A 16,471-nucleotide genomic window follows, 5' to 3' on the forward strand; every position below is an offset into this window, starting at 1 on the left:
AAAATTATAGAAGTTAATGTGGAATAATAAATATCACAAATCATCCAAACCAAGCACATCTTTCATATCAAAAAGACCATAATTATGAGCATTTAACCACAATGCTGCCCTAACAGCACCATTTGCGAATGTCATGCGACTGGAAGCCTTGTGGGTTATCTCTATACGCTCACCAACATCAGCAAACATTGCCGTGTGTTCTCCCACAATGTCCCCGGCACGCACGGTGGCGAAACCAATGCTTTTTGGGTCGCGTTCACCGGTATACCCTTCACGTGTATAAACCGCACAATCCTTTAGAGAACGCCCCAATGCACCAGCGATTGCCTCACCCATTGCCAGTGCAGTACCAGACGGAGCATCTACTTTATGGCGGTGATGCGCCTCGATGATTTCAATATCGGTGTAATCACCCATCACTTTCGCCGTCTTCTCCAGTAGCTTGAGCATGACATTAACGCCGACACTGAAATTAGCGGCAAAAACGATACCAATATCCGCTGCCGCTTGCCGGATAGCGTCTTTGCCCTGTTCATCAAAACCCGTAGTACCAATAATCATGGATTTGGCATGCTGGCGGCAAAACGCCAAATGAGTAAGCGTGCCTTCAGGACGAGTAAAATCGATCAGAACATCGAAATCATCCTTTATGGCATCAAGACTGCCGGAAACCGCAACATTCAGTTTTCCCAGGCCCGCCAGCTCTCCGGCATCCACGCCAATCAGAGACGATCCCGGGCGCTCCAATGCGGCACCTAACACAGCACCTGTCATTTGCTCAACAGCCTGAATCAGTTGGCGGCCCATACGGCCGCCAGCGCCAGCAACCGCAATCCGAATTGATGCATCCTTCATATTTTCTCTCTCTTTAATAAAATTCAGCATGACATAACATCAGGGTAACCGAGCCCCACAAACTATCACTAGCAGATTTATCACCAATAAGGAAATTATGTCAGAAAGGCAAAGGAATCAGAAAAAACGATAAGGGGAACAGAAAGGGTTTAGCTGCCGAGTCCAGAGTCCGGTTTTATCAAACCTGATGAAAATAACACCAGCCTATATCCGATAACGCATAATCATTCATTTTCCAGATAACATCAGCTGATGGGTTTCCCGACGAAAACTACGATAAAAAAGTGTCGCAGTCCGCACTCCTGCCGGGGCCAAGATGACGACAGCTTCCTAATGAATTAGATATAGGCACATTGCAGAAAGTACGGGAATTATCTGAAAGGTACGATCAGGAACACACGACCGAGACGCTGGCAAAAATTTTGGGAAGTAGCCGGACAACGGCACGACGTTATCTGGAATATGGTGCCAAAGAAAACTTACTGGAAGCGGAAATCATATACGCTAGAGTAGAACGGCCAGAGCGTATATACCGGACAACGCGACACATATAAATAAACCACCAAGAGCAGACAGACGCTGCCTGCTCTTGTAATCAGTCGACTCGCTTCACCGATATACGCAGTTCTTTAGGCACTTCAAAAACAATGTTTTCTTCACAGCCTTGCATTTCAACCGCAACCTGCCCACCCAGAGATTGTAAGCGTTTCACAACCTGCTGAACCAGAATATCCGGTGCCGAAGCGCCCGCAGTCACCCCGACACAAACCACACCCTTGAACCATTCTTCCTTGATATCCTCAGCAAAATCAATCAGGTAAGAAGGTTTACCCACTCGCTGCGCCAACTCCGCCAGACGATTGGAATTGGACGAGTTTTTCGACCCCACCACCAGCACCACATCAGCTTGCGTAGCCAGACTTCTGGCCGCTTCCTGGCGATTGGTCGTCGCATAGCATATGTCATCTTTACGTGGGCCAATAATCAACGGGAAACGTTCACGCAATGCATCAATCACCGCAGACGTATCATCTACCGATAACGTGGTTTGCGTCATAAAGCACAGGTTGGCTTCATCCTTCACCTGCAATTTCCAGACATCTTCCGGCCCTTCAACCAGATACATTCCACCATCAGGGTTATTATATTGCCCCATGGTGCCTTCCACTTCAGGATGACCTGCGTGACCGATCAGAATGGCTTCCGTCCCTTTCCGACTGGAACGAGCCACCTCCATATGCACTTTGGTCACCAGTGGACAGGTGGCATCAAAAACGGTGAGGTCACGGTTTTTCGCTTCGGTGCGTACTGATTGAGAAACGCCATGTGCAGAAAAGATCAAAATCGCCCCATCAGGCACGTCCTCAATCTGCTCAATAAAAACTGCACCACGTTCCCGCAATCCATCCACCACATAGCGGTTATGCACAACTTCATGACGAACATAAATCGGTGCGCCATACACTTCCAGTGCCCGCTCAACAATGCTGATAGCACGATCGACGCCCGCACAGAAACCGCGCGGGTTAGCTAACAATATTTTCATGACCCACCTCCTGCTGTGCGGGCGGATCAACAGCCAGAACTTCCACATCAAAAGTAACAGTATGTCCGGCCAGCGGGTGGTTGAAATCCACAGTAATGGATTCCTCTGCCACCTCACGGATAATACCCGGCATATCATCGCCACCTACGCCGCTGAACAACATGATCGTACCGACTTCAGGTACACCGGTCTGCGCAAAATCACGACGTAGGAAGAACTGAACCAAATCAGGATTCGAAGGGCCGAAAGCAGACTCCGGTGACAAGCTGAACTGACGCGTATCTCCTGCCTGTAGACCCAGCAGTTGCTGCTCCAATTCAGCCGACAGACTGTCGTCTCCCAGCCGGAACAGCGCCGGTTTACCGCTTTCACGGGTATCCTCAGCCACTGACCCCTCTTCCAGCGTCAGAGTGAAATGGACCAGCACTGCACTGTTAGCTTGCACTCGTTGTACCATGCGCTATTTATCCTTTACACCCTTCTTCTCTGGCGAAATAAAAAAGCCTTCCAGCACAATCAGCAGAGCACCGATACAAATAGACGTATCTGCCAGATTGAAGATCGGGTAATGCCAATTATTAACATGAAAATCAATAAAATCGATAACATAACCGTGCACCAGACGATCAGAGAGATTGCCGATTGCACCGCCGATGATCAGTGCATAGGCAATATTATTCAGCTTATGACGCCCGTCTGAACGGTACATAAAGACCAGCAACGTTACCGTAATTGCCAATGCGATTACGGCAAAAAGCCAACGCTGCCAGCCACCTTTATCGGCCAGAAAGCTGAAAGCTGCCCCCAGATTATGGGCATAAGTCAGGTTGAAAAACGGCACCAGTGAGAACGACTCACCCAGTTGGAAATGGGTCATTACCCACTGCTTGCTGCCGAGATCGACCACAAGAACCACCAGCGTCAGCCATAGCCAACGCAGGCCACTTGCTCCAATTGATTTACTCATCAGACAAATTTACGCTCTTCGCCATTGCCGCCAATATTGGTCGCGCAGCGACCACAAATTTCAGGATATTCGGCATGGGTACCGATATCCAACTCATAATGCCAACAACGCGGACACTTATCCCCTTCAGCTTTACTGAGGACAATTTTCAGGCCCGATAATTCACTCTGTTGTGCCTGTGCAGGTGCATCTTCGTAAAGTGCCACCACCGCTTTGGATGTCAGCAGGGCAAAATGCAGTTCTCGCTGCAAACGGTTCAGTTTGTCAGCTAATTCAGCATCGGCATACAACGTGACAGACGCTTCCAGCGAACCACCAATACGTTTATCGTTACGCGCTTGCTCAATCACTTTGTTCACTTCCGAACGCACTTTCAATATTTCATCCCAGAAAGCGTCATTCATGGTTTCGGCACTGTCCAATCCAAACAGGCCGTCATACCACTCTTCGGTAAAGACATACTGCGCACGTTTGCCTGGCAGATAACCCCAGATTTCATCAGCCGTAAAGGACATGATCGGAGCCATCCAACGTACCAACGCTTCAGCAATATGATACAGCGCAGTCTGACAACTGCGGCGTGCCACACTGTCACTTTGCGCGGTGTATTGACGATCCTTGATGATATCAAGATAGAAAGAACCCATCTCAATCGAGCAGAACTGCATCAGACGTTGTACTACCCGATGGAAATCGTAACTTTCATACGCTTCGACAATTTCCTGTTGTGCAGCTTGCGCGCATCCCACGGCCCAACGGTCCAGAACCACCATATCCTGCGGCTGCACCATGTGCTGTACGGGGTCGAAACCATTTAGGTTGGCCAGCAGGAAGCGGGCCGTGTTGCGGATACGGCGATAGGCATCAGCTGAACGTTTCAGAATTTCATCAGAAACGGCGATCTCACCCGAGTAATCAGTAGACCCGATCCACAGTCGAAGAATATCCGCACCCAGTTTGTCCATCACCGCCTGTGGGCTCACCGTATTGCCGATGGATTTCGACATCTTGCGTCCCTGACCATCCACGGTGAAACCATGAGTCAATACCTGCCGATAAGGCGCTTTGCCTTTAATCGCCGTGGAAATCATCAGTGAAGACATAAACCAGCCGCGGTGCTGGTCAGAACCTTCCAGATACATATCGGCAGCGTGACCGGCAAACTCAGGGCGCACATCCACTACCGAAGCATGTGTGGAACCGGAGTCAAACCACACATCAAGCGTGTCAGGGACTTTCACATAATCAGCGGCTTCAGAGCCCAGCAGCTCAGCCGCATCGAGATCCCACCAGGCTTGAATACCATCTTGCTCAACACGCTTGGCAACTTCCTCAATCAGCTCGCTGGTACGCGGATGCAATACTTCTGTGTCCTTGTGGACAAACAGTGACATTGGTACGCCCCAGGTACGCTGGCGGGAAATACACCAGTCAGGACGGTTGGCGACCATCGCTTCAATCCGCGCCTGCCCCCAATCCGGTATCCATTGTACCCCTTTGATTTCAGCCAAAGATTGTTGACGCAGCCCTTTCTGATCCATGCTGACAAACCACTGCGGCGTGGCGCGGAAAATGATAGGGGTTTTATGACGCCAGCAGCATGGATAGCTGTGTAGCAGTTTTTCTACATGCAGCAATGCGCCTTTATCACGCAGGATCTCAACAATCAGATCGTTCGCTTTAAAGACAAACTTGCCATCCAGTTCGGGGTAAGTTCCACTCAGGTAACAGCCGTTCGGCCCAACCGGGTTGGCGATTTCCAGATTGTATTTCTGGCTGATCACATAGTCGTCCGGACCGTGGCCACCCGCAGTGTGTACTGCACCAGTACCCGCCTCCAGCGTCACATGGTCACCAAGAATAACCGGGACATCAAAACCCATGAATGGATGCTGGAAGCGTAACAGTTCTAGATCGCTACCAGTACAATCCCCCAGAACGACCCAGTGAGTAATACCCACACGGGCCATCACACTCTCAACCAGATCAGCCGCCAGAATTAATGCCTTGCCTTCAACCTGGACCAGTTGGTAACTGAACTCCGCATTCAGCGCAATCGCACGGTTAGCGGGCAGCGTCCAGGGCGTTGTCGTCCAGATCACCAATGACAGCGGACCATCTACCTGACTAACACCAAATTTTGCCGCCACGGCCGCTGCATCAATAGCCTGGAAAGCCACATCAATAGAAGGTGACGTTTTGTCGTAATATTCCACTTCCGCTTCAGCCAGTGCAGAACCACAATCGGCACACCAGTGCACCGGTTTCGCGCCTTTATGCAAATGACCGTTATCAATGATTTTGCCGAGTGCACGGATAATATTGGCTTCAGTTTTAAAATCCATGGTCAGGTACGGATGATCCCAGTCACCCAGAACCCCAAGACGGATAAAATCCTTCTTCTGCCCAGCGACTTGTTCTGCGGCATATTTCCGGCATTCCTGACGGAACTGCGCCGCACTGACTTTTTCTCCCGGTTTACCCACCAGCTGTTCAACTTTCAGCTCAATCGGCAATCCATGGCAGTCCCAGCCCGGAACATAAGGAGAGTCATAACCGGAGAGTCCTTTGGACTTAACAATAATGTCTTTCAGAATCTTGTTAACTGAGTGACCAATATGAATATTGCCATTCGCATACGGAGGGCCGTCGTGAAGAATAAAGGTTTTCTTACCCTTTTTGGCGCTGCGAATAATCCCGTACAAATCCTGTTCATACCAACGTTTCAGCATGTCAGGTTCGCGCTTGGCCAGATCGCCACGCATCGGGAACCCTGTTTCCGGCAAATTCAGGGTAGTCTTATAGTCACTCATTAGATTCTCGATTTCGTTTTCGGCTAGAAAAATTAAACCGGTGTCTTTAGCCCGAAGAATTCACGGGCCGCCACCACGTCATTAGCGATTTGCTGCTTAAGAATATCAATCGAAGCAAAACGCTGTTCATTGCGCAATTTTTTACGCATTACTACATCGATATGTCGACCATACAGATCCAGCGTAACATCCAGCAGATGTACCTCCAACTGCTGATGCTTGTCTCCCGTTACCGTAGGACGCGTGCCAATATTGGCAACCCCGGGTAGCGGCGTTTCTCCCAGACCATAAACGCTCACCGCATAGACACCACTTATTGGTGATACCTGTCGTTTTAACGGTAAATTAGCGGTAGGAAAACCAATAGTTCTTCCCAGCTCGTTGCCATGTACTACGCGCCCTGAAATACGGTAAGGATGCCCCAGTAGATCTTCTGCCAGGGCCAGATCATCCTGGCTAAGTGCTTCACGCACGGCAGTACTACTGACTCTTCTGCCACCCTGACAAAAAGTGGCGGTGCTGATAACGTCAAAACCCAGTTCAAGGCCAGCTTTCTGTAATAACAGGAAATCGCCTTCGCGACCAGCCCCGAACCGGAAGTCATCCCCTACGACCAGAAATTTCACACCCAGCTTTTCAACCAACAGGCGGGAGATGAAAGTTTGGGCATGATTGGCGGCGAAATGGGCATCAAATTTCACACATAACAGATAATCAATGCCGGCCTGAGCCAGATAATTGACCTTGTCCCGCAGGCGTGTTAGACGAGCCGGGGCTTTTTCTCCCGCAAATAGCTCCAGCGGTTGAGGTTCAAAGATCATCACCATCACCGGTAAACCACGGGCCCGTCCTTCCTGTTTAAGGTGTTCGAGCAGGATCTGGTGCCCGCGGTGGACACCATCAAAATTGCCAATAGTAAGCACACAGCCATAATGGCGTGCCTGAAGATTGTGTATACCGCGGATTAGCTGCATAACTGGCTCAAAAATGTGGAAATCGGCGGATTATACCTTGTACAGAGAGTAAGGTTAACCCGCGATTCACGCCTTTTGTTATCTGCGCACTTTATTTCACGTGATGATAACCTGAGCATGTTCCACATTGGGCTACAATGACACCTGAAATACACCATCGGTAATAAAGGCTTTTAGTAAAGATCAGCGTGTTAACGTGAATTCCATCTGTCATAGCGAATTTATCATGTGAAAGACTGTATTCCCTGCCGTGAAGCTGTTAAAATCCTGCGCCATCACAACGTAACAAGCGCTGACGTACAAACGGCGCTTATTTGCACAAATCCATTGACAAAAGAAGGCTAAAAGGGCATATTCCCCGGCCTTTGAATTGTCCTCGATAGAATATATTTGGGAGTTGGACCTTGGCTAATATCAAATCAGCTAAGAAACGCGCCGTACAGTCTGAAAAGCGCCGCAAGCATAACGCAAGCCGTCGCTCCATGATGCGTACTTTCATCAAGAAAGTATATGCGGCGATCGCTACTGGCGATAAAGAAGCAGCACAGAAAGCGTTTAATGATATGCAACCGATTGTGGATCGTCAGGCAAGCAAAGGACTGATTCACAAAAATAAAGCCGCACGTCATAAATCTAATCTGGCCGCTCAAATCGGCGCGATGCAATAATTACATTTTCGTGATTCTTGCTAAGAAAACCGGCTCAGGCCGGTTTTTTTGTGAGCACATTTTTGGTCGGTATAAGTTCACCCCTGAAATAATGCGGAAAAATCTTTGTTACAGACACGCTGCACTGCGGGATGCTGGATCATACGCTCCGCAAAAATGACATAGTATTCATCCTGCACATTATCCATACGGCCTATTTCAACGATATCTGCCTGCAAATAAATCTCATGGGCATACAGGGAAGGCGCAACAAAAATAGCGTCATGATGTACGCCAAATGCGGTCATCAGTGCCGCATCATCAAATTCCCCCAGGATTTCCGTTCGAATATTATTTTCATTAAACCAATTCAATAACTTACGACCCAGCATAGTTCGGCGTCCTGGGATCAACAACCGACGTTGTTCCAGACAGGCCGGAAATGGCAGACCTGGTTTTGGCTGACGGCAATAAAAGCTGACACCACACTCCCCCAGTTTGAGGGAAAACAACCCTTCCTGCTGACTGGAATCAATGGGACAATCCGACAGAATCATGTCCAGTTTATGCTGACTCAATTGTTCCAGTAACATTTCATGGGTGGATTCAAAACAACGCAGATGAATATGATCCTGTTCAGTCACCACCGTTTCCAACACCTGACTGACCAGTCGTTTCGATAATGCGTCAGCGACGCCGACATCAAACAGCAGATTTGATTCCTTGCGATAGTTAACGATATCCAACATTTCCTGGCTCAGCGCAAACATCTTGTCGGCATAGCGGAACACCAGTTGTCCTAGTTCGGTAGGCTCAAGACCGCGCCCTTTACGCTTGAACAACCGGCCCTGTAAACGCGCCTCCAATGTTTTAATCTGTCCGGTAATAGTCTGCGGTGTTAAAAACAGTGCCCCGGCCGCACCGGCCACCGAGCCCGCTTTACAAACATGCCAAAAATAATAGAGATGGTTAAAATTGATATGAGTCATGCTAACAATCACTCTTCTTCTGTTTTGCAATCATCAACTAACGGCAATGCACTTCTTAAGGTCATGTACCCTAGTACAGCGGCCACTAATGAAGCCAGCAAAATACCTAGCTTAGCGTACAGAATAAATGCTGAGTAACCGCCACTAAATGCCAACAACGTAATGAAAATCGACATTGTGAATCCGATACCACACAGTATGGAAACGGCCATGACCTGGCGGAAATTGACGCCTACGGGCAACTTTGCGAATCCTCGCTTTATCACCAGCCAGCTACATAGGGAAATGCCAATCGGTTTCCCAAGTAATAATCCCGCACAGATACCTACAACCAGTGGCGAAAAAAGATTCCCCAGCTCAATACCCTTCAGCCCGATACCAGCATTGGCAAAAGCAAATAGCGGAATAATCAGAAAAGAGACCCAAATCTCCAATCCATGCTCCAGGGAGGTCGCTGGTGATGGTTTACCATCAGACGCCTGTAATGGAATGAAGAAACCTACAATAACGCCAGCCAACGTAGCATGTATGCCAGATTTCAGAATACAGACCCAAAGTACAATACCGACCAACAGATAAGCCGAGGTCTTCAGTACGTTCTGCTGGTTCATATATGCCAATGCCAACACGGCTAGCAACGCCCCCGCCAATGCGGGCCAATAGATCTGGTGAGTATAGAAAATAGCAATAACGATGATTGCCCCCAGATCATCAATAATCGCCAGCGCCAGCAAAAATACCTTTAAACCAGGTGGTACGCGCTTTCCCAATAGCACCAGAATACCCACGGCAAACGCAATGTCTGTCGCGGCTGGGATTGCCCATCCGGCGCGAGTCTGATCGTCATAGACGTTAAACAGTAGAAATATCAATGCAGGGAACACCATACCACCGATAGCCGCTGCTACAGGTAATAACGCCTGACTACGACTTGCCAGTGTCCCACTGATCAACTCACGCTTTACCTCAAGCCCTATCATCAGAAAAAAGATGGCCATCAGACCATCATTGATCCACAGCAATAGTGACTTATTAATCTCCAGCGCCCCCAGTTTGAAAACCACCGGCAGTTCAAGGAAATATTGATACGCGGAGACAGTGAAAGGCGTATTGGCCATTACCAACGCCAGTAAAGTCGCCGCAATTAAAGTCACTCCTGCTGCGGCATCCAGGCTGGTAAAACGCCGAAGTATATTGATCATGTCATTCTTCTCTCTTGGTCGGCAGAAACAGGGATAATCGCGTCTGGTGTGGAGATACAAGGTTACGTAACTTCATCTATCGATAAAAGCAGTTTTAAATTGAATCATTACTCGGAAAAACCGATGTTTCTTTCCAGAAATTAGAATGACGGAAAACGTTTGCGGAAAGATAAAAAAAACCGGCTGGCTTACACCAACCGGTTTTATGTTTCATTCAACACCGATTTAACGGGTCAAATCATCAAAGAACTTTTTCACACCCTCAAAAAAGTTTTTGGAGCGCGGACTGTTCCGTTCACCGGATGGACCACCAAAACTTTCGTCCAATTCCTGTAACAGTTGTCTCTGACGCTCATTCAGCTTAACCGGGGTTTCTACCACAACACGGCACAATAAATCACCCTGAGCTCCGCCACGTACTGATTTAACGCCTTTACCACGCATTCTGAACAGTTTGCCAGTCTGTGTTTCTTCTGGCACTTTTAGTTTTACACGCCCATCCAGTGTAGGGACTTCAATCTCTCCCCCCAACGCTGCCATGGCAAAATTTATTGGCACTTCACAGTATAGGTTATTATCTTCACGCTGGAAGATGGGGTGTTGCCGGACCTGTACCTGAACATACAAATCTCCGGCTGGAGCGCCAAACTCCCCTGCTTCACCCTCACCAGAAAGCCGGATCCGGTCACCGGTATCAACCCCAGCCGGAATTTTAACCGATAGTGTTTTGCTTTTCTCTACACGCCCGTGACCATGACATTTCACGCAGGGATCTTTAATGATTTTTCCACGACCATGGCAATGCGGACAAGTCTGCTGAACCGTGAAAAAGCCCTGACGCATCTGAACCTGACCATTGCCATGACAAGTAGGACAAGTTACCGGTGAACTGCCGGGTTTGGCGCCGCTGCCATGGCAAACATCACACTCTTCCAACGCGGGGATACGGATTTCTTTGGTGACGCCACGAACAGCCTCTTCTAGCGTCAATTCCATGTTATAACGTAAATCGGCACCACGACTTGCACGCTGACGGCGATTGCCACCAAAGATATCGCCAAAAACGTCGCCAAAAATATCACCGAAATCGGCACCATTACCACCACCGAAACCGCCACCACCCATACCACCTTGCTCAAATGCGGCATGGCCATACTGGTCATAAGCTGCGCGTTTCTGCGCATCGGTTAAAATTTCATAAGCTTCTTTGACTTCTTTAAACTTGGCTTCAGAGCTTTTATCATCAGGATTGCGATCCGGATGATATTTCATCGCTAAACGCTTATAAGCCTTCTTGATTTCACGCTCATCGGCACTGCTGGAAACACCTAACGTCTCGTAGTAATCTTGCTTCGCCATTCTTTTGCCCTGCCCTCAACATGCGTGCACGGGCGTAGAGTTTCCCCGACGCCCGTGCTTGGTTGCCAGCAACAGTATGAGTTACCGCTACCGTGCCCGCTTAAGGGCGATTATTTCTTGTCTTTTACTTCTTCGAATTCAGCGTCGACAACATCGTCATCCTGATGAGCCGCATTGTCACCAGCACTTGCACTTGCGTCAGCACCAGCTTGTGCCTGCTGTTGCTGCGACGCTTCCAACAGTTTGGTGGACGCTTCAGCCAGTGATTGAATCTTCGCTTCAATATCAGCTTTGTCTTCAGATTTCAACGCACCTTCCAATGCTTTCAGAGCGTCATCAATCGCCGTCTTATCACTATCAGCCAGTTTATCACCAGACTCTTCCAGCTGTTTACGGGTACTGTGCAACAGATGGTCACCCTGATTGCGCGCCTGTACCAGTTCTTCGAACTTGCGATCTGATTCAGCATTGGCTTCTGCATCACGTACCATGCTCTGGATCTCTTCTTCGTTCAAGCCGGAAGAGGCTTTAATAGTGATCTTCTGCTCACGACCGCTGTTCTTGTCTTTTGCCGAAACGTGCAGGATACCATCAGCATCAATATCAAAAGTGACTTCAATCTGCGGTATACCACGCGGAGATGGCTGAATACCATCCAGATTAAATTGGCCCAGCGACTTGTTATCGTGAGCGCGCTTACGTTCCCCTTGCAGCACATGGATAGTCACTGCGGACTGATTGTCTTCTGCCGTTGAGAACACCTGGCTGTGTTTGGTCGGGATAGTCGTGTTCTTCGCAATCAGCGCCGTCATCACACCACCCATTGTTTCTATCCCCAGAGACAATGGCGAAACATCCAGCAGCAACACGTCTTTCACATCACCAGCCAGAACGCCGCCCTGAACCGCAGCACCAATCGCTACCGCTTCGTCAGGGTTAACATCTTTGCGCGGTTCTTTACCGAAGAAATCGGCCACTTTCTTCTGAACCATCGGCATACGGGTTTGACCACCAACCAGAATCACATCCTGAATGTCAGAAACTGACAATCCAGCATCCTGCAATGCCACTTTCAATGGTTCCAGGGTTCGGGTAACCAAATTCTCGACCAGTGATTCCAACTTGGCGCGGGTTACTTTAATATTCAGATGTTTAGGACCAGAGGCATCCGCCGTAATGTACGGCAGGTTGACATCGGTCTGCTGAGCAGAAGACAGCTCAATTTTTGCTTTTTCTGCTGCTTCTTTCAGACGCTGCATGGCCAGTGGATCATTACGCAGGTCAAAGCCCTGATCTTTTTTGAACTCATCGACCAGATAATTAATCATAAGGCTATCGAAGTCTTCACCACCCAGATGGGTATCACCATTGGTCGCCAACACTTCAAACGTTTTTTCGCCATCGACATCATCGATTTCAATGATGGAAATATCGAAGGTACCACCGCCTAGATCGTAAACCGCGATAGTACGGTTACCAACCTCTTTATCCAGGCCATAAGCCAGTGCTGCCGCTGTTGGTTCATTGATGATACGTTTTACTTCCAGACCAGCGATACGACCAGCATCTTTGGTTGCCTGACGCTGAGCATCGTTAAAGTAAGCCGGAACGGTAATTACCGCTTCGGTGACGGCTTCCCCCAGGTAGTCTTCTGCCGTTTTTTTCATTTTCTTCAGCACTTCAGCTGAAATCTGCGGCGGAGCCATTTTCTGGTCTTTTACTTCCAGCCAGGCGTCACCGTTATCTGACGCAATAATTTTGTACGGCATGATATTGGTGTCACGCTGAACTTCTTCATCTTTAAAACGACGACCAATCAGACGCTTAATCGCAAACAGCGTATTTTTCGGGTTAGTCACCGCCTGACGTTTAGCCGGTTGGCCAACCAGAGTTTCACCGTCTTGCGTATAAGCAATGATTGAAGGGGTAGTACGATCACCTTCGCTGTTTTCCAGTACCTTAACCTGCGTACCATCCATAATCGCTACACAAGAGTTGGTTGTACCCAAGTCGATACCAATTATCTTACCCATCTAAACATCTCCACTAAAAAGTCATATTCGGTGTGGTAGTTCAACCTAACTATGCGGGCGAAATTCTGTTTTTCAACCACCCGGTATAGTCTTCTTAATCGGTCAAACCGTTTTGGATGAAGTTAAGATGGGGACAACAAATCACGCATCAAGGGTCAACGATGAAAAAAAAGTGGTCTTTTCCTTCTTTCGATCAAATTATTCTCAATTCGTGATGTTGTACGACTTCACCCCTCCCGTTATGACGCCGCGCTCACAAAAAAAAGAGAACAAACCAGATATGTTAATAAAAAGTAGCGCCTCAGAAAACACCTTTAACAATCTGTTAAAATACCTTTGACAATCTGTTATTGAAGAGGATTTATGCATACAAATACACTGGCAAATCCTGGTCCGTTAGGACTGATGGGTTTTGGGATGACCACGGTTTTATTAAACCTGCATAACGCAGGCTTTTTCTCACTATCTGCCATTATTTTAAGCACAGGAATCTTCTATGGCGGTATCGCCCAGATCCTGGCTGGTATGTTGGAGTATAAAAAAGGCAATACTTTCGGTGTAACTGCATTTACTTCTTATGGTGCATTTTGGCTAACACTGGTTGCCATCATCATGCTGCCAAAAATGGGTCTGGCAGAAGCCAGTGATGCCAAATTCCTGGGTGTATTCCTTGGTCTATGGGGTGTTTTCACACTGTTTATGTTTTTTGGCACGCTGTGCGCCAATCGCGCATTACAATTTGTATTTGCCAGCCTGACATTACTATTCGCACTGTTGGCTATCGGTAATTTTACTGGTAACCATGGATTGATAATTTTTGCTGGTTATGAAGGGATTATCTGTGGTGCCAGTGCAATTTATCTCGCAATGGCTGAAGTGGTGAACGAACAAATGGGACGGACTATTCTGCCTATTGGTGCCCCCGCTTCCAGTACACACTGACAGATATTCTGACAAAGAAAAAAACAGGCCCGGTTACCGGGCCTGTTTTTTTACATATACAGGTCAAATACTGGCAGGCGAACTTATGTTATCCAGGCCCTCGACAATACTCTCATCCTCACTGCGGATATCATGTCGCAAATAAATGCCCAGCAATACTCCTACGCCCGACAATGCCAGTACATAGAATGCAGGAGCCAGCGGCGTCAATTTCATAATCAAGGTTACGAAAATAGGGGTTAATCCACCAAAAATAGCGTAAGCCACATTATAGGAGAACGAAATCCCGGAGAAACGCACCTCTGCCGGAAATGCTTTGACCATCACATAAGGAACCGCACCGACAATACCAACGCTGAATCCAGCCAGCGCATAACTGACAAATAACAAGGTGTGATCTTTAGCCGCGCTCGTGTAAAAAAACCAGCTACAGACCGCTAGTAACAGGCTACCGATAATAAATGTCCTACTGGCACCGAGACGATCGATAGTCAATCCGGCCGTAACACACCCTAATGCCAGAGCAATGGTCGCCAGGCTATTTGCCTGCAACGCCAGCGCTGGAGCTATACCATGCAATTTCTGCAGATAGGTCGGGGACATCAGAATCACCACGACAATTCCCGCAGATAGCATCCAGGTTAACAGCATGGAGACTACGACTGCCTTCCTATGATTGACCACCACGGATTTTAACGGCAATTCGTCAGCCAGCTTTTTGTGTGCCTGCATTTCCATGAAAATAGGTGTTTCCTGTAGCCAACGGCGTAAATACATCGCCAGCAGACCGAAAATCCCACCAATAAAGAAAGGAATGCGCCAACCACCCATGATGATTTGTGCCTGTGACATCACGGAGTTCAGTGCTGTCGCAATCAACGACCCCAGCAAGATACCAAGCGTCAGTCCCGCTGTCAGTATGCCGCAGGCAATACCTATGCGCGAACGGGGGACATGCTCGGAAACAAATACCCATGCCCCTGGCACTTCGCCGCCAACCGCCGCCCCTTGCAATACTCGCATTAGCAGCAGTAGCAACGGCGCGGCAATCCCCGCTGACACATAAGTCGGCAACATCCCCATACCCAGAGTTGGTAGAGCCATCAGGAGGATACTTAGACTGAACATCTTCTTACGACCGACCAAATCGCCAAAGTGCGCCATGATGATCCCACCCAGCGGCCTGGCCAGATAACCTGCTGCAAAAATACCAAAGGTTTGAACCTGACGCAGCCAGTCAGGTATATCTGCCGGGAAAAAGAGGTCACCAATCACTGCAGCAAAAAAGACGAAAATGATGAAATCATAAAACTCCAGGGCCCCGCCTAGCGCAGCCAGAGAGAGGGTTTTGTAGTCCTGCCGGTTTAACCGACGATGTTGTTCGTAATGCATAAATTACCGCGCGATACCAGAGAGTCAGGGATAAAAAACAGACATGAGTGTAAACAAGAAATTACTATACCGGCAAAAATTTGATACACCAGCAAAGCTGAATCTTATGTTTGAAATTCTCTAACTTCAGTTTTTTATTTCACGAATAGCATTTTTAGGACGGAAAGCTGCTACGACATTGGGATCAGTGTCGATATATGGACCTTCCAATAATTGTATGCAGTAGGGAATACTGGCAAAAATTCCGGCGATAACCACATGACCGGTTTCATCTTTCAGGCCAGTCAGGGTTTCACGAATCGATTTCGGCTGTCCCGGCAAATTCAGTATTAATGCCTGTTTACGGATTACCCCCACCTGACGGGACAAGATGGCAGTCGGTACAAACCGCAAGCTTATTTGACGCATTTGCTCACCAAACCCAGGCATTTCACGATCGGCAACAGCCAATGTGGCATCGGGAGTCACATCACGTCGAGCAGGCCCGGTTCCTCCGGTGGTCAGCACCAGATGGCACCCACACTCATCCACCAATTCACATAAGACTTGTTCAATCAGCGATTGCTCATCCGGAACCAAACGGGTTTCCACTTCAAACGCGGTTGTCAGGGCGTCCGTCAGCCATTCCTGTAAAGCAGGTATCCCTTTATCTTGATAGACACCAGTGGATGCTCTGTCAGAAACCGACACCAAACCAACACGCAGCATATCCATAAACATCTCCTCTTGAGCAAAAAACTCATTTTATCAGC

Annotated in this window: 14 protein-coding genes and 1 pseudogene; 3 read left to right on the forward strand and 12 right to left on the reverse strand. The window is 48.3% G+C overall.

Going from position 1 to position 16,471, the window contains the following annotated elements; genetic code table 11:
* Positions 1 to 33: 33 nt before the first annotated feature.
* Positions 34 to 855 carry a 4-hydroxy-tetrahydrodipicolinate reductase gene (gene dapB, locus PCO85_19645; protein ID WJV53349.1) on the reverse strand — a complete coding sequence of 274 codons (822 nt, stop codon included), beginning with the start codon at positions 853 to 855 and terminating at the stop codon, positions 34 to 36.
* Between the two features lie 395 nt (positions 856 to 1,250).
* On the opposite strand from dapB, the pseudogene PCO85_19650 reads away from it, so the two are divergent.
* Positions 1,251 to 1,409 (forward strand): annotated as a pseudogene (locus tag PCO85_19650) (response regulator).
* A gap of 41 nt (positions 1,410 to 1,450) precedes the next feature.
* Here PCO85_19650 and ispH read toward each other — a convergent pair.
* From ispH to ribF, 5 genes are read right to left on the reverse strand one after another with little or no spacing between them, the layout of a single operon-like run.
* Positions 1,451 to 2,401 carry a 4-hydroxy-3-methylbut-2-enyl diphosphate reductase gene (gene ispH / locus PCO85_19655; GenBank protein WJV53350.1) on the reverse strand — a complete coding sequence of 317 codons (951 nt, stop codon included), beginning with the start codon at positions 2,399 to 2,401 and terminating at the stop codon, positions 1,451 to 1,453.
* A complete protein-coding gene (gene fkpB, locus PCO85_19660; GenBank protein ID WJV53351.1) occupies positions 2,382 to 2,858 on the reverse strand; it encodes an FKBP-type peptidyl-prolyl cis-trans isomerase in 477 nt (158 codons plus the stop codon). The genes ispH and fkpB overlap by 20 nt, the downstream gene beginning before the upstream one ends.
* 3 nt (positions 2,859 to 2,861) lie before the next feature.
* The gene (gene lspA, locus PCO85_19665; protein ID WJV53352.1) at positions 2,862 to 3,368 is read right to left on the reverse strand and encodes a signal peptidase II; all 507 of its coding nucleotides are present in this window, start codon (positions 3,366 to 3,368) and stop codon (positions 2,862 to 2,864) included.
* Entirely contained in the window at positions 3,368 to 6,181 is a 2,814-nt protein-coding gene (gene ileS / locus PCO85_19670) for an isoleucine--tRNA ligase (protein ID WJV53353.1), read from the reverse strand. Before ileS ends, lspA begins: the two co-directional genes overlap by 1 nt.
* Before the next feature lie 32 nt (positions 6,182 to 6,213).
* Positions 6,214 to 7,155: a bifunctional riboflavin kinase/FAD synthetase gene (gene ribF / locus PCO85_19675; GenBank protein ID WJV53354.1), complete on the reverse strand. Its 942-nt coding sequence runs from the start codon at positions 7,153 to 7,155 to the stop codon at positions 6,214 to 6,216.
* A gap of 404 nt (positions 7,156 to 7,559) precedes the next feature.
* Here ribF and rpsT point away from each other — a divergent pair, with 404 nt between their 5' ends.
* Positions 7,560 to 7,823: a 30S ribosomal protein S20 gene (gene rpsT, locus PCO85_19680; protein ID WJV53355.1), complete on the forward strand. Its 264-nt coding sequence runs from the start codon at positions 7,560 to 7,562 to the stop codon at positions 7,821 to 7,823.
* Between the two features lie 77 nt (positions 7,824 to 7,900).
* Here rpsT and nhaR read toward each other — a convergent pair whose 3' ends face one another.
* From nhaR to dnaK, 4 genes are all read right to left on the reverse strand, one after another.
* Positions 7,901 to 8,791 (reverse strand): transcriptional activator NhaR, encoded by an 891-nt coding sequence (gene nhaR, locus PCO85_19685; protein ID WJV53356.1) that lies wholly within the window; start codon positions 8,789 to 8,791, stop codon positions 7,901 to 7,903.
* A gap of 8 nt (positions 8,792 to 8,799) precedes the next feature.
* Positions 8,800 to 9,993: a Na+/H+ antiporter NhaA gene (gene nhaA / locus PCO85_19690; GenBank protein WJV53357.1), complete on the reverse strand. Its 1,194-nt coding sequence runs from the start codon at positions 9,991 to 9,993 to the stop codon at positions 8,800 to 8,802.
* A 225-nt stretch (positions 9,994 to 10,218) separates the two neighbouring features.
* Complete coding sequence (gene dnaJ / locus PCO85_19695) at positions 10,219 to 11,352, reverse strand: molecular chaperone DnaJ (GenBank protein ID WJV53358.1); 1,134 nt, start codon at positions 11,350 to 11,352, stop codon at positions 10,219 to 10,221.
* 110 nt (positions 11,353 to 11,462) lie between these two features.
* Positions 11,463 to 13,385, reverse strand: coding sequence for a molecular chaperone DnaK (gene dnaK, locus PCO85_19700; GenBank protein WJV53359.1), 1,923 nt, complete (start codon positions 13,383 to 13,385; stop codon positions 11,463 to 11,465).
* 363 nt (positions 13,386 to 13,748) lie between these two features.
* On the opposite strand from dnaK, the gene satP reads away from it, so the two are divergent.
* Positions 13,749 to 14,327 (forward strand): acetate uptake transporter, encoded by a 579-nt coding sequence (satP, locus tag PCO85_19705; protein WJV53360.1) that lies wholly within the window; start codon positions 13,749 to 13,751, stop codon positions 14,325 to 14,327.
* A gap of 63 nt (positions 14,328 to 14,390) precedes the next feature.
* Here the strand turns inward: satP and PCO85_19710 are convergent, their stop codons facing one another.
* Positions 14,391 to 15,719: an MFS transporter gene (locus PCO85_19710; protein ID WJV53361.1), complete on the reverse strand. Its 1,329-nt coding sequence runs from the start codon at positions 15,717 to 15,719 to the stop codon at positions 14,391 to 14,393.
* Positions 15,720 to 15,845: 126 nt separating this feature from the next.
* A complete protein-coding gene (mog, locus tag PCO85_19715) occupies positions 15,846 to 16,433 on the reverse strand; it encodes a molybdopterin adenylyltransferase (GenBank protein WJV53362.1) in 588 nt (195 codons plus the stop codon).
* Between the last annotated feature and the right edge of the window lie 38 nt (positions 16,434 to 16,471).

The sequence above is a fragment of the Prodigiosinella aquatilis genome (assembly GCA_030388725.1).
Classification (GTDB): Bacteria; Pseudomonadota; Gammaproteobacteria; order Enterobacterales; family Enterobacteriaceae; genus Prodigiosinella; species Prodigiosinella aquatilis.

What these genes read in the sequence shown, in the direction of transcription:
- dapB (WJV53349.1), bottom strand. Translation starts at nt 855, where the DNA reads ATGAAGGATGCATCAATTCGGATTGCGGTTGCTGGCGCTGGCGGCCGT.
- ispH (WJV53350.1), bottom strand. Translation starts at nt 2,401, where the DNA reads ATGAAAATATTGTTAGCTAACCCGCGCGGTTTCTGTGCGGGCGTCGAT.
- fkpB (WJV53351.1), bottom strand. Translation starts at nt 2,858, where the DNA reads ATGGTACAACGAGTGCAAGCTAACAGTGCAGTGCTGGTCCATTTCACT.
- lspA (WJV53352.1), bottom strand. Translation starts at nt 3,368, where the DNA reads ATGAGTAAATCAATTGGAGCAAGTGGCCTGCGTTGGCTATGGCTGACG.
- ileS (WJV53353.1), bottom strand. Translation starts at nt 6,181, where the DNA reads ATGAGTGACTATAAGACTACCCTGAATTTGCCGGAAACAGGGTTCCCG.
- ribF (WJV53354.1), bottom strand. Translation starts at nt 7,155, where the DNA reads ATGCAGCTAATCCGCGGTATACACAATCTTCAGGCACGCCATTATGGC.
- nhaR (WJV53356.1), bottom strand. Translation starts at nt 8,791, where the DNA reads ATGACTCATATCAATTTTAACCATCTCTATTATTTTTGGCATGTTTGT.
- nhaA (WJV53357.1), bottom strand. Translation starts at nt 9,993, where the DNA reads ATGATCAATATACTTCGGCGTTTTACCAGCCTGGATGCCGCAGCAGGA.
- dnaJ (WJV53358.1), bottom strand. Translation starts at nt 11,352, where the DNA reads ATGGCGAAGCAAGATTACTACGAGACGTTAGGTGTTTCCAGCAGTGCC.
- dnaK (WJV53359.1), bottom strand. Translation starts at nt 13,385, where the DNA reads ATGGGTAAGATAATTGGTATCGACTTGGGTACAACCAACTCTTGTGTA.
- satP (WJV53360.1), top strand. Translation starts at nt 13,749, where the DNA reads ATGCATACAAATACACTGGCAAATCCTGGTCCGTTAGGACTGATGGGT.
- PCO85_19710 (WJV53361.1), bottom strand. Translation starts at nt 15,719, where the DNA reads ATGCATTACGAACAACATCGTCGGTTAAACCGGCAGGACTACAAAACC.
- mog (WJV53362.1), bottom strand. Translation starts at nt 16,433, where the DNA reads ATGGATATGCTGCGTGTTGGTTTGGTGTCGGTTTCTGACAGAGCATCC.